Here is a 20,722-nt window from a genome sequence, read left to right on the forward strand (position 1 = left end):
GAGGCTTCTTAGCTTATTTAAGGAGCGTTTTTATAACGCCTAGAACAGTCAAAAAAGCCACGCTTGCACACATGCGCGTGGCTTTTTTATTGTGTTCGCTAAAGGTAGTGGGGTGAACGGTATGCAAATAGTTATAGATGAGAATATTCCAGAAGCACAGGTGTTTGCTCAGTTTGGTCGGGTAATTAAACGTGCAGGTCGTGCCATCAGTGCCGCCGATGTGCGTGCAGCAGATGCGTTGATCGTGCGCTCTATCACTCAGGTTAATCCGCAACTACTGCAAGGCAGTGCGGTTAAGTTTGTTGGTACCTGCACCATTGGTACGGACCATCTAGATTTGGACTACTTGAGCAGTCAAAAAATAGCTTGGGCTAACGCGCCGGGCTGTAATGCTCAAGCCGTAGTGGAATACGTGTTGGCAGTTTTGCAGGTGTTAGCGCAACGCACTGGGGCGAAACTTGCCGAGCGTGTTTTCGGTATCGTGGGTGCGGGGCAGGTCGGACAACGCTTAGCCACTGTGTTACGTCAACTCGGCTATCAGGTAATGCTCTGTGACCCGCCGCGCCAGCAGCTAGAGACGTCATCGGCACAAGACTATGTTGATTTAGCAACTATTCTGGCGCGGTGTGATGTGATTTCTGTGCACACACCCTTAGAGAGTTCCGGTAGCTGGCCCACTTACCATATGTTCTCTTCACAGCAATTAGCTGCTTTGCAGCAGGGCGCTTGGTTAATTAATGCAGCTCGGGGTGCGACGATAGATAATCGGTCATTGCTAACCTGCTTGCAACAGCGTACGGATTTGTCTGTGGTGCTGGATGTGTGGGAACCTGAACCTGTTTTTAATCCTGAGTTGGCGGCGTTATGCCAGTTGGCGACACCGCACATTGCTGGGTATAGCTTGGATGGCAAAATTCGCGGTACGCAGATGGTGTTTAATGCGTTTTGCCAGCACTTCGATGTGTCGCCTAGTGCCACGATAGAATATCCAGAACCTTTGCTGCAAACTGTTCAGTTGAACCCAACGGCCAGTGCGGAAAACCTGTTAAGCCTGCTAACAACAGTGTTGTACGATCCTAGAACCGATGATGCGGCAATGCGGATGTTGTTTAGGTTGTCGCCTGAGCAGCGTGGGGCAGGTTTTGACCTTTTGAGGAAAAACTATCCAATACGGCGTGAGCTGGCAACATTAAAGATCGCGGGGGAGGGCTACACCGCGCAACAACAGCTTGTGTTTCAGGCGTTACAGCTGAGTCGGTAACACTGTTTTGTCGGGCTAATAATTGAATGTGAGCTGGTTCACGGTTTGTTTAAAAATCAAGTTGGTTTAAAAAAACCGCCTACACTTTAAACTGCAATCGGTACTTAAAGCCGACCTTGCTGTAGCGCGGCCAAGCTGATAAGCACTTGGCGGTTCTGCACATACTTAAATACTAAGGAGAGTGTTTTTATGAGCAAATCAATCTGGTTTTCATTAATGTTAGCTCTGTCAGTCATGCTTGGCGTTAGTAATGTTGTTCAAGCGCAAGAAACGGCGATGGTTGCGCCTATGACGTCGGTGAATATTAACCAAGCCGATGCACAAACGTTATCTCGTGAGTTGCAGGGAATTGGGCCCTCTAAAGCACAAGCAATAGTGGATTATCGTGCGGCTCAAGGTCCATTTACATCGGTGGATGAGCTTTTAGAGGTGAAAGGTATCGGTGTTTCTACGTTGGAGCGTATACGTAATAAGCTAGTGCTTGAGTAGAAACTCTATTTACTGTTCGAGATTAAGGCAGCCTAGCTGCCTTTTTTATTGGCAAACAATTAAATCGCAAGGGTGCAGTTTTTCATGGCTTAATCTTATAAACTACCCAGATATTACTATCGAATTATGCGAGAGAGGAATTATGCGTTTCTTAGCTGGGTTATTTACGGCAAGCGTGTTACTAGTGGCAACCTGTGCACAGGCAGTGCAGATGCCGAGTATTTACCAGGTTAGCGTAGAGCAGCTGGCTAATGATGAAAATCAAGCGCGCGAGAAAGCATTAAGCCGCGCTTTTAGCATTGTTGTTTGGCGTTTAACCGGAGTAAGTAATCTTGAAGACTACCCTCAGCTTAAGCAGCACAGTGCTGATCCCCAAGACTTAGTCACCGGTTACAACCATCGTGATACAACCTTAACGGTGCGTTTTGATGCCGCTAGCGTATTAAATGCTTTACAGCAGCAGGGTTTGGCTACTTGGGGAGCGCAAAGACCGGTACTGTTATTGTGGTGGACGCAGCGTGATACACATGGACAGCAGTTGTTTAGCGATGGTCAGTTAAAAGCGCAGAGTATCGCTAAGCACGCTGAGCATAACGGCTTACCCGTTCGTTTCCCAATGGCTGACTTGCAAGAGCAGATGCTCACCGATCGCTTGCAGCTTACTCAGGATGCTGAGCAGGTTGAGCAGCTAATTCAGCGTTATGCAGCTGATGTTTTTTTGCGGGTGGTCGTTGAGCAAGAGCCGCAGCCCACAGCGCTTTGGCAGCTGTATGAGCAGGGCAAAGTACGTCAGGGCAAGGTTGAAGCGAGCAAGGTAGATGACTTGCCTGATGCTGTATTTTTTCAATTGGCAAACTATTTTGTGCATAAGTATGCGGTGTTACCCGGTCAGGGTGAGGTGCTGAAAGTGCAGGTAAATGATCTGACGATGCAGCGATTAGCAACAGTGGAGAACCTGTTGCAGGTTTACAACGCTAAATTGGTTAGGCTCGTGGGTCAGCAAGGTGTTTGGCAGGTTAAGGCGTTACCGGAACAGCTGCGTAGCTTGTTTGCCTTACAGCACATGCGAGAGTTGCCAGTATCTGAGAGCGAGTCTTCGGCTTTGCCAGTTGTGGTTGAGTCCGAACAGTTATCTGAAAGCGCCACTGAAAGTGAGTCAGCATCTAATAGCGAAGTGGGCACTGGTAAAACTGAGTCGTCCAAGAGCGTCCAAGATAAAGTGGATTTGTTATTCGGATGGTAATAATTTAAAGCCCTTATGCAGAGTTTAAAGTACTTTTATCTATGTTTAGCCTGTATAGCTTTTTTGCTGCTGTGCTACGTTTTACTGCCTGTATTAACCCCCTTTTTAGTCAGTGCCTTGATTGCCTACGCCAGCAACCCTCTTGTTGTATGGTTGCAGCGTTGGTTTAGTCGGGCGTGGGCGGTAACGCTGGTGTTTTGCTTTACGCTAAGTCTGCTGTTGGTTTTTTTGCTCATATTGATTCCTGTTGCAGGCCAGCAAATGCTGTATTTGTATGAGTTGATGCCCCAGTTTATTGGTTGGTTACAAAGCCAAGTCCTGCCTAGGGTGCAGGAAGCCTTCAACTTGGATGAGGATGTTTGGCACGCAGATAAGCTCAAATCCATGTTACTTGTACATATAGACAAAGCACCCAGCCTAGCTAGTGTGTTGATGACTAAGCTAAGCAGTTCAGGTGCAGTGTTTTTTTCTTGGCTGGCTAACCTGTTGCTGATTCCAGTAGTGACGTTTTATCTGCTGATTGACTGGTTGGCAATTATCAAACGTTTGCGATTGCTCGTACCGCGTCGTTTTGAATCCATAATCAATACGTTAGCTTGCGAGTGCCATGAGGTGTTGGGGGCGTTTATCCATGGGCAGCTGCTGGTGATGCTCAGTTTGGGTGTGATTTACACGCTGGGACTAAGCGCGTTAGGACTAGAGCTGGCGCTTATCGTGGGCGTGATTGCAGCGTTCGCTAGCTTGGTGCCTAACCTAGGATTCATCGTTGGTTTGGTGTTGGCGCTACTGGCTGGGTTGTTTCAGTTTGGCTTGAATTATTATGTGTTGAGCGGCATTGCATTGGTCTTTATCGGCGGACGTTTGTTGGAAAGTATGTTTTTAACCCAAGCTTTGGTCGGCGACCGTCTAGGGCTGCACCCTGTCACGGTAATGTTTGCCTTGTTGGTGGGTAGTCAATTGTTAGGTTTTACAGGGGTTTTGTTGGCTTTGCCGGTAGCAGCTATATTGATGGTTTTGTTGCGTCATCTGTATGCTTACTATATAAAGTCGCGTTTCTATCAACACAGTGAGTCTGAGGCTGCAGATTAATTTCATGCAGGCAGTAGTGATATTTCTATGAAACCAATTCAGTTACCCCTTGCGGTACGCCTACGCGATGATGCGACTTTTGCCAATTACTATCCAGGCGCTAATGCTGCAGCCTTAGGCTATGTTGAGCGCGCTTGCCAGCTAGAGCAGTCGTGGGTGGAGAACTTCATTTGGCTCTGGGGTGCTGCTGGGGCAGGTCGCACGCACTTATTGCAGGCAGCCTGTTTGCGCGCCGAAGAGCTTGGCAGTAGAAGCCTGTACTTGCCTATGACTGAGTGCGTGGGTTACGGCACCGAAATACTGGATGATATTGAAAACTGTGACTTGGTTGCTCTGGATGACGTGCAATGCATCGTTGGCTTAGCAGAATGGGAAACAGCTTTGTTTCATGCCTTTAATCGATTGCGTGATGCAGGAAAGCGATTACTTATAGGTGCTAAGGCAAGCCCGCGTGAGCTGGGCATTGAGCTGCCTGACCTGCAGTCACGCTTGAATACGGCACTGGTTTTTCATTTGCACGAATTGTCCGATGATGAAAAATTGCGTGCTTTGCAGTTGCGTGCATCAAGACGTGGCTTGTATTTGGCTGATGAGGTGGGCGGTTACTTGCTAACCCACACAGGACGTAGCATGGATAACCTGTTTTCTGCCTTAGAAAAACTCGATGAGGCTTCTCTGCAAGCACAGCGCAAGCTGACCATACCCTTCGTCAAAGAAGTGTTGTTTTAGCTGGGTGTTGCCTAAACCGACTCGCTGGTCACTTTGGCGGGGTGTTTAGCCTTGCTTTTTTCGCTGCTGAGCTAAGAACAGTCAAAGCCTTTGTGTTAGTATTTGCCGCCATATGCAAAGCTGAGTATGTGGTTTATGAGTAGCAACGAATCTAACAAAACAAGTCTCTCTAGCGCAAAAATCTATTTTCGCCTACTGCGTTATGTCAGACCCTATATCGGTCTTTTTTCCATCAGTATTTTCGGCTATCTGCTTTTTGCAGCGACCCAGCCGATGCTGGGTTATGTCTTAAAGTATTTTGTTGATGGCCTTACCACGCCTGACGCGGTTTTATTTCCAGATGTCTCTTGGTTAGCCGAGTTGCGCTTGTTACAAGCTGTGCCGTTACTGATTGTGATTATTGCGCTGTGGCAGGGTGTTGGTTCTTTTCTGGGTAACTATTTTCTAGCTAAGGTCTCCTTGGGGTTGGTGCATGATCTGCGCGTGCAGCTGTTTAACAACCTGTTAACTCTGCCGAACGTGTATTTTGATCAAAACAATTCTGGGCATTTGATTTCGCGTATTACCTACAACGTGACCATGGTGACAGGCGCTGCTACCGAAGCCATTAAAGTGGTGGTGCGCGAGGGCATGACTGTAGTGTTCTTGTTTGGCATGCTGCTGTGGATGAACTGGAAACTGACTTTGGTGATGGTGGCAATTTTGCCCCTCATTGCATTGATGGTGAGCAGTGCAAGCAAAAAATTCCGCAAACAAAGTAAAAAAATTCAAGTCGCCATGGGAGACGTTACCCACGTGTCTTCTGAAACCATCCATGGCTATCGGGTGGTACGCAGTTTTGGCGGAGAAGAGTTTGAGAAGGAGCGTTTTTTAAAGGCCAGTGATAGCAACACCAAAAGACAGCTCAAAATGGTGAAAACCACCGCGGTATATACTCCTTCTTTACAGTTGGTTATTTATTCAGCAATGTCGGTGTTGTTGTTTTTGGTTTTGCTATTGCGTGGTGATTCATCGCCGGGGGATTTGGTGGCCTATATCACCTTGGCGGGTTTGTTACCCAAACCTATTCGCCAACTGTCTGAGGTGAGTTCGACTATTCAGCGTGGTGTGGCCGGTGCGGAGAGTATCTTTGAGCAGCTGGATGAAGAACCAGAAGATGACAGCGGTACGCAAGAGTTAACTCAGGTGCAAGGGCGCTTAGAGGTGCGTAATCTGAGCTTTGCATATCCGCAAACCGATAAACTTGTATTAGATGATATTAGTTTTGTCGCTGAACCTGGGCAAATGGTGGCCTTGGTTGGGCGCTCTGGTAGCGGAAAGTCGACTCTTGCTAGCCTAGTACCGCGCTTTTATGCGTACGATCAGGGACAAATTCTGCTTGATAACGTGGATATAAAGCAGCTTAAGTTGCGCAATTTGCGGCGTCATATTGCCTTAGTAAATCAGCATGTCTCTCTCTTTAATGACACGGTGGCCAATAACATTGCCTATGGTGATTTGGCCGGCGCACCGCTTGAGCAAATAAAAGCGGCGTCCGAAGCTGCTTATGCAGCTGAGTTTATTGAGCGTATGCCCGAGGGCTATCAAACGCTGGTGGGCGAAAATGGTGTGCTACTGTCTGGCGGGCAACGGCAGCGTTTAGCCATAGCGCGTGCGTTGCTTAAAAACGCACCTTTATTGATTTTAGATGAAGCAACTTCGGCGTTAGATACCGAATCAGAACGGCATATTCAGGCGGCATTAGAGCATGCGGTGCAGGGTCGCACTACACTAGTTATTGCTCACCGGCTAAGCACCATTGAACGTGCTGATTTGATTTTGGTTATGGACCAAGGAAAGATTGTTGAGCGCGGTACCCACGCAGAATTATTAGCACAAAATGGTTACTACAGCCGTTTGCATGCGACGCAATTTGAAGATTTAGCCCCTGAGCAAGAAGTAGATGATGAATCAAACTAAAGCCTACAGCCTTGAGGATTTGCTCTACCTGATGGAGCGTCTGCGCGATCCCGTGACCGGTTGTCCTTGGGATTTAGCGCAAGACTTTCACAGCATAGTGCCGCACACGCTTGAAGAAGCCTACGAAGTGGCGGACGTTATTGAGCGCCAAGACTTTGCCCAGCTGCCTGCAGAGCTGGGTGACTTACTTTTCCAGGTGGTGTATTACAGCCAAATGGCTCGTGAGGAATCACGTTTTGAGTTTGCTGATGTAGTGGATACCTGTGTACGTAAGTTAGTTCGTCGTCATCCACATGTTTTCCCCAGTGGTGAGCTGCACAGTCAGCGTGAAGCAGGTAAAGTAGAGCCGCAACAGGTAGAGCAGCAGTGGCAGCAAATCAAAGCGCAGGAGCGCGCCGAGCAGCAGGCGCAACCAGCTGCTTCAGTGCTGGATGGTATCGCGTTGAATCTACCAGCGTTGACTCGTGCTACTAAGCTGCAAAAAAAAGCAGCAAAAGTAGGCTTTGATTGGCAAGAGTTATCTTCAGTGTTAGCAAAAATTCAAGAGGAAATAGCTGAGTTGCAAGAAGCCATTGAGCAGCAGGATGCACAGGCCATAGAGCATGAGCTTGGGGATGTGTTGTTTTCAGTTGGTAACTTGGCGCGCTTTGTTAAGGTGGATCCTGAGCAAGCACTGCGCTTGACCAATCAACGCTTTTACCAACGTTTTAATTACATTGAACAACGCCTAGTTGAACAGGGCAAAGAAATAACCGAATGCGATTTAGCTACTTTGGAATCGCTGTGGAATGCAGCCAAGCAAAGTTTGGCTAAATCATAAGTTTGAGGAAGTGGTGATGAGTTTATCCTTGCGCGATCAGTTGCTGAAAGCTGGGCTAGTTAACGAAAAACAAGCGAAGCAGGCCGAACGGCAAAAAAGGAAAGAAAAACGTTTAGTACATAAAGGGCAAGCTGAAGCTGATAACTCAAGCCAAGAAGCAGCTGCCCAAGCGCTTGCAGATAAAGCTAAACGCGATCAAGAACTTAATCAGCAGCAGCAAGAAAAAGCAGAAAAAAAAGCCCGTGCTGCACAAATCAAACAGCTGATTGAGAGCAGTCGTTTGCCCAAACTCGATACAGATGACTATTACAACTTTGTGGATCAGAAAAAAGTTAAGCGTATTGCTGTCAATGAGTTGGTGCGTAATAAACTCAGCAGCGGAAGTTTAGCCATTGTGACTCACGGTGGCGGGTATGAAATTATTCCCCGTGATGCAGCAGTAAAGATTGAAGAGCGCGATCCGCGCAGGATTGTGCTGTTAAATGTAGCCACTGAAACACCGGATGAAGACGATCCCTATGCAGCATATCAGGTGCCGGATGATTTAATGTGGTAAAGCCAAGGATAGGGCTGTTATTGCGCGCTAATTGCTGATATGAGCGCGCAGTTATACCTCGGTAACAGTAGTTGTACACAGATTAAATTGATGTTGCGTTAAGCTGCGCTAAAAAACACTAAATCATGCAATGATTTTTCATGTGGGCACAAGTTGCTGATTTAGTAGGACTTTTAGTCAGTGCCTAAAAAAGCAGCAAACCGCCCTAGAACCAATGCAGTCAAGAGGAAGCTGGTTTTGTCAGCATGATATGCACAGAGTTATCCACAGTATTTGTGGATGCATTGTGTAAGCCTATGGTGCATATGGCTTTGCATAGAATAAGCCCCTGAAAATTGTCGTTTTTGATAAGTGTTTTTGAGTTAGGTCGCAAACTCCCCAACATAAAATGCTGTTGATACTGGGGTGAAAAAAGTGCTGTCATGGACACTCAACGGCTGACAGTTCAATCAATCGGGTCGAGGTCTATATGCGTATTTTAATATCTGGCGGTACAGGTTTTATTGGTAAAGCGCTTTGCCCACTGTTAGTCAGCCAAGGACACCAGCTGATTTTGTGGACGCGGCAAACCAAACCAGTGTTGCCACAGGGTGTGACTGAGTTTGTTAATCAGTTAAGCGAGTTAGAACCTGATTCTGTGCACGCCGTGATTAATTTGGCCGGCGCAGGAATTGCCGATAAACGCTGGTCGTCCGCACGCAAACAGCTATTGATAAGTTCTAGAGTTAACACAACTGAACAGTTGGTGGAGTGGATGAAGGCGCAAGCTACTCCTCCCAAGGTTCTCGTATCGGCCTCCGCCGTGGGTTATTACGGTGAGCAGGGTGATAAAACGGTTACCGAGCAAACCCAACCAAGTGACGGCTTTACACATGAACTTTGTGCCGCTTGGGAGAAAGCCGCTTTAGCCGCCGAGGCTTTGGGCGTACGCGTTTGTTTAGTACGCACGGGTGTGGTGCTGGGTAAAGGGGGTGGCTCTTTAAGCAAAATGCTTCCGGCTTTTCAATTGGGTTTGGGCGGTCGATTGGGTAAGGGCCAGCATTGGTTCCCTTGGATCCATCTTGAAGATATGGCCAGAGTGTATGCATGGCTGGTAGACACTGAGCGAGCGCGTGGCGTATTTAATGCCAGTGCCCCCAATCCTGTAACTAATGCCGATTTCACGCAATCCTTAGGCGCTGCATTACGCCGACCCACTCTGCTCCCTATGCCGGAAAAGGTGTTGAGGTTATTGTTTGGTGAGCTGGCTGAACTGCTGCTGGTTAGCGATAAAATGCTGCCACAGCGTTTATTAGATGAAGGCTTCAAATTTAACTACCCTGAGCTTGAGGGCGCTTTAGCGCAGATTTATTAAAGTGCGTTTGCAGCTCTAATTCAGTACTGAAAATCAGAATCTTAGATTTTTATTTGTAAGTTTCGAAAAGTCCTTACTACTTTTAGTGGGTGGTGTTTGCTTACTCAGTGCTTTTGCGTATAAAAAATAGGTGATAAAGTGTGTCGGTTGTCACAGTACAGGCTTGGTTGAAGCTGTATGTGTGGCATGCGTCTTGCAAGTTATTCATGTGCGCGATGCTGGATGCCAATTTTATGGCATGTGCGAGTAATTATTGTTATAAAAATAAAGCAATAATTTAATTAACGGCTATTTGCTCAAGGTTTTAACGGGTAAGCCGAATACACTTACAGTCGACACGATTTTCAAAACTAAAAGCTCCTGTAAAGGAACCTGCAACTTTTAGGTTATAAAAAAGAGAAGTACCTTGAGGGTTAAAGCATGAGCCAAGTGCCAAAAACAAAACACATGTCAGTGCAGACCAAAATAAACATTGCAATGCTGTCGGTTTTTTTTGTGATGATGTCGGCTTCTTTGCTTTTTTCTGCGAGCAATGAAAAACAGCTAGTGCTCGAAGTTGTTGAGCAACAAACCAAAGACGCTGCAGATACGTACTTTGACAGCATTAACACCATGATGTTGACGGGTACTATGGCTCAGCGCGAAGTGTTACGCAGCAAGATTCTTGAGCGTCCTGGGGTAGTTGAGGCGCGGATTATTCGCAATGATGCGATTAACTCAATGTATGGTCCGGGCTATGACTATCAGGTTGCTCTAGATGAATTGGATGAGCGCGCGCTTAATGGCGATCCTGTGGTACATATTGATGACAGGCAAGGCTCGCGCATTTTAACGGTGATTAATCCTATATTGGCCGAAACAGATTATCGCGGCACTAATTGTTTGATGTGTCACATGGTGCCCGAAAATATGGTGGTAGGTGCGGTACGAATAAGCTATTCACTGGAAGCACTTGATGAGCAGGTGATGCAAAATATCCTGATGAGCGCTGCCATTCAGTTATTGCTGTTAATTGTTGGGCTGATTGTTATCATTTATATTGTTCGTCGAGTGGTTATTGTGCGTATTAACGCGATGCGCCAAACCATGGAAGAAATGACGCACGCTGACGATCTAAGCCGCACCGTAGAGGTACATGCCAAAGACGAAGTGGGCGCTATGGGTGAGACCTTTAACCGCATGATCGGTAAGTTCCGCCATAGTCTCAATGCTGTGTCGAGTGTTACGCAACGTTTGAGTCAAGTATCGGATCAGGTGGCTTCCGTTGCTGACGATACCCTTAAGGCTGTTGTAGCGCAGCGTACTGAAACTGACATGGTGGCTTCGGCCATGAATGAGATGAGCGCCACAGTGCAGCAGGTGGCGCAAAATGCAACACAGACTTCGCAGGCTTCACAGGGTGCAGACCAAGAAGCGAGCAACGGTGTGCTCGTTGCGCAAGAGGCGATAGAAGGTATACGTACGCTTATTAATGAGATCGAGAGCGCCGCACAGGTGGTTGCTCAGGTGGAAGGCGATACCGCCAATATTGCCAAGGTGTTAAGTGAAATCAAGGGTATTGCCGAACAAACCAACTTGTTGGCTTTGAATGCGGCCATCGAGGCAGCACGAGCGGGTGAGCAGGGTCGTGGTTTTGCTGTAGTAGCCGATGAGGTGCGTACTTTGGCGTCACGTACCCAGCATTCCACTGAAGAAATTCAAAACATGATTGAGCAGTTACAAAAAGGAGTTTCTAATGCAGTGACTGCTATGGGTGGCGCCCAAGACCGCGCTGGCTATGGTACGGAGCGCGTGGAGCGTGCCGCACAAAGCTTGCATGTCATTGCTGCAGAGGTGGCAACCATCAGCGATATGAACATGCAAATCGCGACTGCAGCTGAGGAGCAGTCTTCAGTGGCTGATGAAATCAACCGTAATGTAACTACGATCAGCCAGATTGCGGACGAGACTTCAGCAGGGGCGACTAAAACATCGCAGAACAGCGAAGAGTTGGTGCGCCTAGCCGCCGAGTTAAACCATTTGGTTGGACAATTTAAACTCTAACCCACAAGTCACCTTTTAAGCCCTGCCATTGGTAACAATAGCAGGGCTTTTTTTATGGCTTTATGGCTTCATTTAAAGCGTTGATACTGCGTGTTATTTGCGCTCGATAGGCTTGAAATTCTTGTGCGAGCCCAACCTGTTCAGCGTGAATCTTATCCAGTTCTTGTTGCAGCTTTTGTAAGGCCAACTGATTGCTATGGTACTGCTTGAGTTGTTCATTGAGCTGTTCAGAGTGCTGGGCTAAGGCTTCAAGCTCAGCATGGATTAGGGTTAACTGTTGATTATGGGTTTGGTTAACCTCCAACTGCTGGGATTGCTGTTGCTGAAAAACTTCTAGCTGCTTAAAGCCGAGCTTAACTTCGCTACCCAGCTGTTGCTGAGCGGCATCGACGGCCAGCAAGCCTTCTTTTACTGCGTTGGCATGTTGTGTTAAGCGTTGCTTCAGCTGCTCCTGTTGCTTGGAGAGCGAACGCACCTGCTCAGTGTTTTTGCCTGTTTGTGTGTTGATAGCCTCAAGTTGCTGCTGCAGTGTTGTGAGTGTGCGGCTCAATGTTGCGATTTTTGATTGAGCGCTGCTCTGACTGGTATTGAGCTGTCCAGAGATGCTTTGAATATGTTTGGCAGCATCACCGCTAATTTCAGCAAAGTTGTCTTGTGTGGCGATCAGCTGCTGTTCCAGAAGCTGCATGCGCTGATAATTGTTGTAGGCTAGAGCTCCTGTGCCTGCGGCAATGCTTGCTATGGCGAACCAAATAGCCAATTGGCGCGGTTTTTTGCTAGGTTGATTAAACAGCCGAGAGGTTTCGCCGAGTAAAGGTTCAAGTTGAATGCTGTCGTCAGACTGTGCGGTAAGACTGGGTAGCTCATCATTAGGAGCGGGAGTGTTTTTGTTAGCTGGCATGCAGAGATCTTTTAACCTTTTCGTTAGCGGCAAAGTCTGTGTTATAGCGTAAAACTGCGCATAAGTGAATTTGCCTGTATTGGTCAGCAATCCTGGCTAGAGGTTTTAATCTGTAGCGCTCAGCGTACCAAGTGTGCTTCTTCAAGGCAGCGCATCAACACACTGACCTTATCAATAGACTCTTGATACTCGGCTTGCCAGTCAGAGCCCTGAGTGATGCCACCGCCGCCCCAGCAGCGTAGTAATCCATCTTGGGCGAGCAGAGTACGAATAGTGACTGAGCTGTCGAATTGACCATGATTAGAAAGATAGAAAACCGATCCGCAATACACTTCTCTTGAGTCCGCTTCGAGCATATCAATCACTTCAATCACGCTGTTTTTCGGTGTGCCGCTAATTGAGCCAGCCGGAAAACAGTGTTGGAGCAGGTCTAGAGCATCCTTATCTTGGCTAAGCTGGCCGGTAATACAACTAACCAAGTGATGTACATTGGCAAAGCTTTCCAGCTGACATAACTGCGGCGTATGCAAAGTATCGGGATGACAGCATTGCAACAACTCTTGCAGCATAAGCTCGACAATCATCAGGTTTTCGCGCTGATCTTTATCGCTGTTGCGTAACTCATCAGCCAGCTGCTTATCAAGCAGCGCAGTTGCGCCACGCGGGCGTGTGCCTTTTATGGGATAGGTGCGAACCTGCTGTTGTTGCGCCTGTAAAAAACACTCGGGCGATGCGCTTAATACGGCGTCTTGCGCTCCAAGACGGATAAAGCTGGCATAGGGTGTGGGGCAGACCGCACGTAAGCTGAGGTAGGCTTGCCAAGGGTCGCCTTGATAATAACTGTTAAAGGATTGTGCGAAGTTCACCTGCTCGCACTCACCTTGCTCGATTAGGCTTTGAATACGTGCAATGGCAGCTTGGTACTCATCTGGCTGAATTTGCGCCTGAAACGGCTGGGATAGTGTAAATGTTTCAGTTGTTTTTGGCGCGGAAGGGTTAAACAAGGCAACAAGCTGTTGTTGCCTGGCCGCTGGAACGCTGGAGTGGCAAATCAGTCCAGTGCGCTGCGACTGATGATCATTGATGAGCGCCCAAGGATATAAGCCGATACTGGCTGGAACCAGCTGGCTTGCATGCCGGCTTTTAGGCACGCCAGCGCTGTAGGCAAGATAACCTAGTAAGCCGCCGGTAAAGGGTAAGTCTGCCACTGGGCAGGCTTCAGCAGGCAGAGTGTGCAGCATAGCGCGCGTGCGGATTAAAAACTCACCGGTAGACTCGTTGGGCTGCAGTTGTAACTGCCTGCTCGGCCATGCGCTACAGATATCGTAGCGTCCTGAGGTGCAGTGAGGACGTCCGGAATCCAGCCATATAGCTCCCGGTGCAGCCTGAATACAGGCGAAATAGCCGCTGGTGTCAGTGACGTAAGGAAGTGGGTAATACTGGCTAGACATACACTCAGCTAGAGCTCGTGATTAGTGTCAAATAAGGACTGAGCAAGGTTAATACGCTGCTGCGGACTCTCTTGTGTGCCCGTCAGCTTGAGCTGCTGTAAATGCTCTTCTATGGCATGTGCTCTATGGGTAAGTCCTGCGTTGTTAGCGATTTGGATATTCAGGCCCGGGCGCGCATTGAGCTCAAGAATTAGCGGACCAAGCTCTTGGTCTAGCACCATATCGACGCCGATATAACCTAAACCACATAGCTCGTAGCAGCTTGCTGCTAATTCCATAAAATTTTGCCAGTGCGGTAGTTGCACGCCATCAACGGGGTTTTCAGTGTCTGGGTGTTTGCTGATTTTGTCGTTTAACCAAGTGCCTTTCAGCGTAATACCGGTAGCTAGGTCAACGCCCACACCGATTGCACCTTGGTGCAGGTTGGCTTTGCCGCCAGACTGGCGGGTCGGGAGGCGTAGCATGGCCATAATAGGGTATCCCATCAGTACGATGATGCGAATATCAGGCACGCCTTCGTAACTGATGCTTTTAAAGATTGGGTCGGGCGTAACGCGGTATTCAATCAGCGCACGGTCTCTAGCGCCTCCTAGCGAATACAGGCCGGTCAATATGTTGGAAACCTGATGTTCAAGCTCATCATGACTCATCAACTTGCCTGATACCGTTTTGTAACGCCCTTCGAAGCGATCAGCAATAACGATAATGCCGTCACCACCTGCGCCTTGAGCTGGTTTAATCACAAAATCCTTATGGCCTTCGAGGAGTTGGTGCAGCTTGCTAATACCTTTTTCTGTCTCAATGATGCCGTACATTTCGGGTACTTGAATACCGGCAGCTATCGCACGTTCTTTGGTGAGGATTTTATCGTCAACTAGAGGGTATAGGCTGCGCTTGTTGTATTTAAGCACGTAGTCAGCGTTGCGGCGGTTAATGCCCATAATGCCTTTGGCTTCAAGCTCACGCCATGTTTTGATTAAACCGAGCATGTCACTAATCCTTGAGGAAGGCTTTAAAACGGAAAAGTTCGGTTAAGCGATAACCACGATAACGTCCCATTGCCAGCATAAAGCCCGTCATGATGAGCAGGGTGCCGGGGAAGGTGAAGATAAAGTAGCTTAGCTGCACAGAGCTCATTAAGAAGTACGCCAGTGAAGCGGCAAACAAAGTGCCTATAGCCACTTTAAAGGCGTTGTTACCGCCGCGCTCTTCCCACGTAATAGACAGACGCTCAATGGTCATGGTCAAAATAACCATTGGGAAGAGCGTAACTGACAGCCCGCGTTCCAAACCGAGTTTGTGACTGAACAGGCTGATGCACGCAAATAAAATCACTACAAAGGTCAGCACGACGGATAGTCGCGGCAGCATCTGTAGTTTTAAATGCTCTAAATAGGAGCGTAATGATAAACCAAGCGCGGTGATTAAAGTAAATAACACAATCCCGAAAACTAGCTGGGTTTCGCGGAAAGCCAGCGCAATCAACACTGGAGTAAAAGTACCTAGCGTTTGCAGACCGCCAATGTTGCGTAAAATCAGAATAATCAGCACGCCGACAGGGATCATCAGCATGATGTGGTAATTCTGCTGCTCAGCAAAGGGCAGTGCATAGAGGGAGTAATCCAAGAAGTGGCTGCTGGCATCACTGGAAAGTTGAGCTAAACGCATGGCGTTTATTTCATTCTTATTGATGCTGAAGCTTATTTGTGGATTAAGACCGCCTTCTAGATTAAAGGCAGGTTCATCACCATACCACCAGACCAAGCGATCTTTAGGCATGCCTTGCTCGCCGGTTTGCGGATTAAAATACAGCCATTTTTTGCCATTAAAACTACGCAGCCACAACTCAGGTTCTTGGTTGCTACTGCTTTCTAAGCGTATGGTGTGCATGCGTTGGATAGGCACATGGGCGATGGATAATACCAGCTCGATAACCTCTGCTTTTTTTGTGCTCGAGTAGTCGCCCCTTAAGAGGAGTTTGGCATTATCGTCATTCCTATTGTTAACTTTCTTGATCGCTTCGGTCACAAAGGTTTCTACATCAGCGGAGTTTTGTCTAATGGAAGCCAGCAACGCTTCAGCGGCAATTTTTTCTACGCCATCCACCGCAATGCTTTCGCGGTAAACAGGGCCTTTGGCTTTGCCTTCTTCAAGGTTGTAGCGACTTGAGGCTACAAGACGGTAATACAGCGTTTGTTTGCCGGATGCGCGTCGTGCTGACCAAGTGATACGTCTGTTATTGTCGAGCTTGTTGATACTTACGCCGTAGTTGTTAGATATGAAGCTCTCATTAAGAATAACGTGGTTTTGTTCGGCCGGTGGTGCAAACATTTGCAATTTGACTGGTTCATTGGTTTTTGCCTGAAACTCAACTTTGGCATCGATATTCCATAGGTTGTCTACTTCGTGTTCGGTCAAGGGAATATTGAGCACGAATATCTGATAACCCGTAATCAGAGCACCTAGGCCGACTAACAGGGTGATAAGGATTTTTAAATGTAAGTTCAGAGCGCGCATGGGTTAGTCAAACTCGTGATTGTTGATGGTGTTTAGCGTTGGTGTTTGCGCTTGGTATTCAAGACTAGGATCCACGATGGCGTTGAACTGCTGCAGTGCTGTGGCCCCTACCAGCATAGGGAACTCAAAGCGGCTACGGTCGGTAAGGTTCACTTCTATGGCGTGCTGTTGAGTGCCCATAGATACAGTCATGGTGACCACGGGGCGCTTGATGTAAGAGCGCTGTACTTCAGGTTTAAAGTCACCGTCACGGCGTTTGATTTTACTTACTCTGGCCAGGGGAAGTTCGTAAGTGTGTGGCGCAGCATCTTCAATGGCTAAACGAAAACGCACCCAAGGCTCACCGTCTTTATCAAAATGTTCAATGTCTTGTGCGCTAAGTGATGAGGTTTGAGCACCTGTGTCTAATTTGGCTTTTACGAGCAGGCCAACTTCTGCAATCAGTACTTTTTCGTAAAGCCCGTAGATGTGTTTTTCTGCTGCATGGGTTGTTTGCATGGCGGTGACACTAGTTAAGCAGGTGAGGAAAAAAGTTTGGAGTATCAACTTTATTTTAAACACGTCTATTAAACCCTGTAAGAATTCTTGATTTGTTCGCTGTACGGACGAAGCAAATGCAGGCATGAAAAGGAGCACCATTCTAATCAGCTAAGTGAAAAATAACTATGGGTTGAGTAGAGGAACCTAGAAAATAATCACCCAGAAGTAGTGGGTGCAACTCAGTGTGCTGGTTAATGCTAAACCGCTCATTAAAGGCTAGTTAAGGAACCTCTGAATAACGTTACCGAGGACGCTAACACAAGGCGCAACGACCAACGGGAGTAACAGCCAAAGGCTGGCCCGAAGGGTGAGCACTAGCGAGTCAAAACGTGCGAAAAAGCGCAGTTTACACCGAGTAAATGAGCATTTTATTCGCTTCGCTCCCCCTTCGGGGCCGTGCTAAAGCACGTTCAATCTAAAGATTGTGAGTACGTTTTTAACGCAGTGGTAGCTACGCAGGTAGTTATTCAGAGGCTTCTTAAGCTAGAAGGTTGTTATTTGCGCGCCTTTAATAAGCAAAAAATACAGCCCTCGCCATTTAAACAAATGCCGTGCTGTTGGCGCCAGTACGCCTATAGTGCCTTCTTTTAGTAGTGCCTCCTTTCATGGTGTTTTATACTCCTTAATACTGTTGCAGAGAGTGCAGTCAAAAAACACAGGGTTCTCGACCAAGGTCGCATGATTGTTGACAGTATTCTTAATATTGTCGACAATCAGTTCTATATGTTGGGTTTTATGTCCTGCGGGAATGAGTAGGTGTAGACAATATGCGAGCAGAGGTTGAAGAGTTGTCCGGAGTTGCAGAAGAGTCTTATACGCTCTCGGAGCAAGTATTCCGCAATATTCAAGCTGCGATTGTACGCGGTGAAATAGCTCCTGGCAGTAAAATATCAGAGCCAGAGCTTGCGCGTACCTATGGTATCAGTCGCGGGCCATTACGCGAAGCGATTCACCGCCTTGAGGGGCAACGCTTATTGGTACGTATTCCGCATATCGGCGCGCGCGTGGTTTCGTTGTCACATAAAGAGCTCATTGAGTTGTATGAAATCCGCGAGTCATTAGAGGGCTTGGCCTGTCGCTTGGCCGCTGAGCGTATGACCGAGGAACAGGTCATGCAATTGCGTGAAGTGTTAGCAACGCACGAACGCGATGCCGCTTTCCAAGCAGGAATTGATTACTTCCAGCAAGAAGGCGATTACGACTTTCATTACAAAATCATTCAAGGCAGCAATAACCAGATGCTGGTTAAATTGCTGGGTGAAGAGCTGTATCAGCTGGTGCGCATGTACCGCATTCAGCACTCATCCACGCCTAACCGTCCACAACAAGCCTTTAAAGAGCATCACAAAATTCTTGATGCCATTGCCGATGGCGATGGTGAACTTGCTGAGCTGTTGATGCGTAGACACATAGCCGCATCAAGGCGCAATGTTGAGCGTTATTTTCAAAGTGCCAATAGTGCACAAACACCAATAAGAGGTTAATTATGAGCCGTAAAACTCCAGGCCAGCTTTTTCGTGATGCGGTAGCTAATGAGCATCCATTACAGGTTGTAGGTGCTATTAATGCCAATCATGCTTTGTTAGCAAAGCGTGCTGGTTTTAAAGCGATTTATTTGTCAGGTGGTGGTGTAGCTGCAGGCTCGTTAGGCTTGCCAGACCTAGGTATCTCCACTCTGGATGATGTACTCACTGACGTGCGCCGTATTACGGATGTCTGTGATCTGCCCTTGTTGGTGGACGTGGATACTGGTTTTGGTTCGTCTGCGTTTAACGTGGCACGTACCGTTAAGTCCATGTGCAAGTTTGGCGCTGCGGCCATTCATATTGAAGACCAAGTGGGTGCTAAGCGCTGTGGTCACCGCCCGAACAAAGAAATCGTGACCCAGCAAGAAATGGTTGATCGTATTAAAGCAGCCGTAGATGCGCGTACTGATGACAGCTTTGTCATTATGGCGCGTACTGATGCGTTGGCGGTTGAGGGTTTGAACTCTGCGCTAGACCGCGCTGCTGCCTGTATCGAAGCCGGTGCGGATATGGTTTTCCCTGAAGCCATTACCGAGCTGGAGATGTATAAAACCTTTGCTGATCGCATCAAGGCGCCGATTTTGGCTAATATCACTGAGTTTGGCGCAACACCGCTGTACACCACTGAGCAATTAGCTTCTGTGGATGTGTCCTTGGTGCTGTATCCGCTTTCTGCTTTCCGTGCCATGAATAAGGCAGCGGAAAATGTGTACACCGCGATTCGCCGCGATGGCACGCAGGAGAATGTTGTCGATACCATGCAAACCCGTATGGAGCTTTACGACCGCATTAACTACCATGCTTTTGAGCAAAGCTTAGATGCATTGTTTGCGCAAAAGAAAGGTAACTAACGCACTAAAACCAGAGCCAAGGCGCTGGTTGTGTGGTAACTAAAAGTTCAATTGAACACCGTTAAAGCGTCATTATAAAAATTACGAGGACTACACTCATGGCTGAAACAAAACCAAAAGTACTTAGCGGCGCAGGTTTGCGCGGTCAAATCGCTGGACAAACTGCACTGTGCACCGTGGGTAAAGAGGGCGCTGGCCTGACTTATCGCGGCTACGATGTACGCGATCTTGCCAAGAACTGTAAGAAGTTTGAAGAAGTTGCATACCTGTTGTGGTACGGCAAGCTACCTAACCAAGCTGAATTGGACGCCTATGTAACGCGTTTGAAAGGTATGCGCGATCTGCCTACAGCACTGAAAGAAGTGCTTGAGCGCATTCCTGCCGATGCTCACCCGATGGACGTGATGCGTACGGGTGTTTCCGTTCTAGGTACCTTGGAGCCTGAGCTGTCTTTTGATCAGCAGCTGGATGTAGCAGACCGTTTGTTGGCATCCATGCCAGCCATGCTGCTGTACTGGTACCACTTCAGCCACAACAACAAACGCATTGAGTGCGTCACTGATGAGCCGGATCTGGGCGGTCACTTCCTGGCCCTTCTGCACGGCAAGTCACCTAGCGATCTGCACCGCGAAGTGATGAACGTGTCGCTGACTCTGTATGCCGAACACGAATTTAACGCCTCTACCTTCACTGGTCGCGTTTGTGCTTCTACTTTGTCTGACCTGTACTCCTGTGTTACCGGTGCCATCGGTTCGCTGCGTGGCCCGCTGCACGGTGGTGCCAACGAGGCAGCCATGGACCTGATCGACCGTTTCCAGACCCCTGATGAAGCCGTTGCTGAGCTGAAGGCGATGATGGCTCGCAAAGAGCTGATCATGGGCTTTGGTCACGCTATCTACCGCGAGTCTGATCCGCGCAACGAAGTGATCAAGGCGTACTCCGAGAAGCTGGCAGCCGAAGTTGGCGATACCGTAATTTATCCGGTTTCCTGCGCCATAGAGAAGCTGATGTGGGACGAGAAGAAGCTGTTCCCTAACGCTGACTTCTTCCACGCTTCTGCCTACCGCTTTATGGGTATCCCAACGCCGCTGTTTACGCCGATCTTTGTGTGCTCACGCGTAACGGGCTGGGCGGCACACGTGTTTGAGCAGCGTGCTAACAACCGTATTATCCGTCCGAGTGCGGAGTATATAGGTGAAGAGCAACGTCCAGTACCGGCCATTAACGAGCGTTAATTGGTTGTTTGATTGAGGCTGTTGGGTTGACATGGTGTGCAGGCAGTGGGTATTGCGCAAAGACGCCGCAAGTACATCTGACCGCCATGGATGGCGGAAATGCAGTTTTTGCAGGAGCAAAAAACTGCCCTGTAGGCTCTCTGTCGCCATCCATGGCG

The 20,722-nt window shown here is 48.1% G+C and carries 18 protein-coding genes; 13 read left to right on the forward strand and 5 right to left on the reverse strand.

Annotated elements, in window-relative coordinates:
* Nucleotides 1-121 precede the first annotated feature (121 nt).
* From pdxB to QEZ41_RS06780, 10 genes are all read left to right on the forward strand, one after another.
* Nucleotides 122-1,261, forward strand: coding sequence for a 4-phosphoerythronate dehydrogenase PdxB (gene pdxB, locus QEZ41_RS06735; RefSeq protein WP_289410626.1), 1,140 nt, complete (start codon nucleotides 122-124; stop codon nucleotides 1,259-1,261).
* A 189-nt stretch (nucleotides 1,262-1,450) separates the two neighbouring features.
* Nucleotides 1,451-1,750, forward strand: a complete 300-nt coding sequence (locus QEZ41_RS06740) for a ComEA family DNA-binding protein (protein WP_289410627.1) — start codon at nucleotides 1,451-1,453, stop codon at nucleotides 1,748-1,750.
* Nucleotides 1,751-1,961: 211 nt separating this feature from the next.
* The gene (locus QEZ41_RS06745; RefSeq protein WP_289410628.1) at nucleotides 1,962-2,993 is read left to right on the forward strand and encodes a DUF2066 domain-containing protein; all 1,032 of its coding nucleotides are present in this window, start codon (nucleotides 1,962-1,964) and stop codon (nucleotides 2,991-2,993) included.
* 15 nt (nucleotides 2,994-3,008) lie between these two features.
* Complete coding sequence (locus tag QEZ41_RS06750) at nucleotides 3,009-4,082, forward strand: AI-2E family transporter (protein ID WP_289410629.1); 1,074 nt, start codon at nucleotides 3,009-3,011, stop codon at nucleotides 4,080-4,082.
* Between the two features lie 27 nt (nucleotides 4,083-4,109).
* Nucleotides 4,110-4,811: a DnaA regulatory inactivator Hda gene (gene hda / locus QEZ41_RS06755; protein ID WP_289410630.1), complete on the forward strand. Its 702-nt coding sequence runs from the start codon at nucleotides 4,110-4,112 to the stop codon at nucleotides 4,809-4,811.
* Nucleotides 4,812-4,946: 135 nt separating this feature from the next.
* The gene (msbA, locus tag QEZ41_RS06760) at nucleotides 4,947-6,770 is read left to right on the forward strand and encodes a lipid A export permease/ATP-binding protein MsbA (RefSeq protein ID WP_289410631.1); all 1,824 of its coding nucleotides are present in this window, start codon (nucleotides 4,947-4,949) and stop codon (nucleotides 6,768-6,770) included.
* On the forward strand, nucleotides 6,757-7,590 hold the full coding sequence (mazG, locus tag QEZ41_RS06765) for a nucleoside triphosphate pyrophosphohydrolase (protein WP_289410632.1): 834 nt from the start codon (nucleotides 6,757-6,759) through the stop codon (nucleotides 7,588-7,590). Before msbA ends, mazG begins: the two co-directional genes overlap by 14 nt.
* A 16-nt stretch (nucleotides 7,591-7,606) precedes the next feature.
* Complete coding sequence (locus tag QEZ41_RS06770; RefSeq protein ID WP_289410633.1) at nucleotides 7,607-8,146, forward strand: DUF2058 domain-containing protein; 540 nt, start codon at nucleotides 7,607-7,609, stop codon at nucleotides 8,144-8,146.
* A gap of 469 nt (nucleotides 8,147-8,615) precedes the next feature.
* Complete coding sequence (locus tag QEZ41_RS06775) at nucleotides 8,616-9,500, forward strand: TIGR01777 family oxidoreductase (protein WP_289410634.1); 885 nt, start codon at nucleotides 8,616-8,618, stop codon at nucleotides 9,498-9,500.
* 420 nt (nucleotides 9,501-9,920) lie between these two features.
* Nucleotides 9,921-11,543 (forward strand): methyl-accepting chemotaxis protein, encoded by a 1,623-nt coding sequence (locus QEZ41_RS06780; protein WP_289410635.1) that lies wholly within the window; start codon nucleotides 9,921-9,923, stop codon nucleotides 11,541-11,543.
* Between the two features lie 52 nt (nucleotides 11,544-11,595).
* Here the strand turns inward: QEZ41_RS06780 and QEZ41_RS06785 are convergent, their stop codons facing one another.
* From QEZ41_RS06785 to QEZ41_RS06805, 5 genes are all read right to left on the reverse strand, one after another.
* A complete protein-coding gene (locus tag QEZ41_RS06785) occupies nucleotides 11,596-12,444 on the reverse strand; it encodes a coiled-coil domain-containing protein (protein WP_289410636.1) in 849 nt (282 codons plus the stop codon).
* 119 nt (nucleotides 12,445-12,563) lie between these two features.
* The gene (locus QEZ41_RS06790; protein ID WP_289410637.1) at nucleotides 12,564-13,895 is read right to left on the reverse strand and encodes an anthranilate synthase component I family protein; all 1,332 of its coding nucleotides are present in this window, start codon (nucleotides 13,893-13,895) and stop codon (nucleotides 12,564-12,566) included.
* A gap of 8 nt (nucleotides 13,896-13,903) precedes the next feature.
* Entirely contained in the window at nucleotides 13,904-14,884 is a 981-nt protein-coding gene (locus tag QEZ41_RS06795) for an alpha-L-glutamate ligase-like protein (RefSeq protein ID WP_289410638.1), read from the reverse strand.
* Nucleotides 14,885-14,888: 4 nt separating this feature from the next.
* Nucleotides 14,889-16,412, reverse strand: coding sequence for an osmotic stress tolerance membrane protein RloB (rloB, locus tag QEZ41_RS06800; RefSeq protein WP_289410639.1), 1,524 nt, complete (start codon nucleotides 16,410-16,412; stop codon nucleotides 14,889-14,891).
* Between the two features lie 3 nt (nucleotides 16,413-16,415).
* Nucleotides 16,416-16,910, reverse strand: a complete 495-nt coding sequence (locus tag QEZ41_RS06805) for an ATP-dependent zinc protease family protein (protein WP_289410640.1) — start codon at nucleotides 16,908-16,910, stop codon at nucleotides 16,416-16,418.
* A gap of 809 nt (nucleotides 16,911-17,719) precedes the next feature.
* On the opposite strand from QEZ41_RS06805, the gene QEZ41_RS06810 reads away from it, so the two are divergent.
* From QEZ41_RS06810 to prpC, 3 genes are all read left to right on the forward strand, one after another.
* A complete protein-coding gene (locus QEZ41_RS06810) occupies nucleotides 17,720-18,436 on the forward strand; it encodes a GntR family transcriptional regulator (protein WP_289410641.1) in 717 nt (238 codons plus the stop codon).
* Nucleotides 18,437-18,438: 2 nt separating this feature from the next.
* Nucleotides 18,439-19,329 carry a methylisocitrate lyase gene (prpB, locus tag QEZ41_RS06815; protein ID WP_289410642.1) on the forward strand — a complete coding sequence of 297 codons (891 nt, stop codon included), beginning with the start codon at nucleotides 18,439-18,441 and terminating at the stop codon, nucleotides 19,327-19,329.
* A 98-nt stretch (nucleotides 19,330-19,427) separates the two neighbouring features.
* The gene (gene prpC / locus QEZ41_RS06820; RefSeq protein ID WP_289410643.1) at nucleotides 19,428-20,564 is read left to right on the forward strand and encodes a bifunctional 2-methylcitrate synthase/citrate synthase; all 1,137 of its coding nucleotides are present in this window, start codon (nucleotides 19,428-19,430) and stop codon (nucleotides 20,562-20,564) included.
* The last annotated feature ends 158 nt before the right edge of the window (nucleotides 20,565-20,722 follow it).

Origin of the sequence: Thiopseudomonas acetoxidans, assembly GCF_030362935.1 — a bacterium.
GTDB lineage: Bacteria > Pseudomonadota > Gammaproteobacteria > Pseudomonadales > Pseudomonadaceae > Thiopseudomonas > Thiopseudomonas acetoxidans.

Excerpts from the sequence above, each read along its gene's own strand:
- pdxB (WP_289410626.1), top strand. The coding sequence starts at position 122 with ATGCAAATAGTTATAGATGAGAATATTCCAGAAGCACAGGTGTTTGCT.
- QEZ41_RS06745 (WP_289410628.1), top strand. The coding sequence starts at position 1,962 with ATGCCGAGTATTTACCAGGTTAGCGTAGAGCAGCTGGCTAATGATGAA.
- rloB (WP_289410639.1), bottom strand. The coding sequence starts at position 16,412 with ATGCGCGCTCTGAACTTACATTTAAAAATCCTTATCACCCTGTTAGTC.
- hda (WP_289410630.1), top strand. The coding sequence starts at position 4,110 with ATGAAACCAATTCAGTTACCCCTTGCGGTACGCCTACGCGATGATGCG.
- QEZ41_RS06805 (WP_289410640.1), bottom strand. The coding sequence starts at position 16,910 with ATGCAAACAACCCATGCAGCAGAAAAACACATCTACGGGCTTTACGAA.
- prpB (WP_289410642.1), top strand. The coding sequence starts at position 18,439 with ATGAGCCGTAAAACTCCAGGCCAGCTTTTTCGTGATGCGGTAGCTAAT.
- QEZ41_RS06750 (WP_289410629.1), top strand. The coding sequence starts at position 3,009 with ATGCAGAGTTTAAAGTACTTTTATCTATGTTTAGCCTGTATAGCTTTT.
- QEZ41_RS06795 (WP_289410638.1), bottom strand. The coding sequence starts at position 14,884 with ATGCTCGGTTTAATCAAAACATGGCGTGAGCTTGAAGCCAAAGGCATT.
- QEZ41_RS06775 (WP_289410634.1), top strand. The coding sequence starts at position 8,616 with ATGCGTATTTTAATATCTGGCGGTACAGGTTTTATTGGTAAAGCGCTT.
- QEZ41_RS06785 (WP_289410636.1), bottom strand. The coding sequence starts at position 12,444 with ATGCCAGCTAACAAAAACACTCCCGCTCCTAATGATGAGCTACCCAGT.
- QEZ41_RS06740 (WP_289410627.1), top strand. The coding sequence starts at position 1,451 with ATGAGCAAATCAATCTGGTTTTCATTAATGTTAGCTCTGTCAGTCATG.
- QEZ41_RS06810 (WP_289410641.1), top strand. The coding sequence starts at position 17,720 with ATGCGAGCAGAGGTTGAAGAGTTGTCCGGAGTTGCAGAAGAGTCTTAT.
- QEZ41_RS06770 (WP_289410633.1), top strand. The coding sequence starts at position 7,607 with ATGAGTTTATCCTTGCGCGATCAGTTGCTGAAAGCTGGGCTAGTTAAC.
- msbA (WP_289410631.1), top strand. The coding sequence starts at position 4,947 with ATGAGTAGCAACGAATCTAACAAAACAAGTCTCTCTAGCGCAAAAATC.
- prpC (WP_289410643.1), top strand. The coding sequence starts at position 19,428 with ATGGCTGAAACAAAACCAAAAGTACTTAGCGGCGCAGGTTTGCGCGGT.
- QEZ41_RS06790 (WP_289410637.1), bottom strand. The coding sequence starts at position 13,895 with ATGTCTAGCCAGTATTACCCACTTCCTTACGTCACTGACACCAGCGGC.
- mazG (WP_289410632.1), top strand. The coding sequence starts at position 6,757 with ATGAATCAAACTAAAGCCTACAGCCTTGAGGATTTGCTCTACCTGATG.
- QEZ41_RS06780 (WP_289410635.1), top strand. The coding sequence starts at position 9,921 with ATGAGCCAAGTGCCAAAAACAAAACACATGTCAGTGCAGACCAAAATA.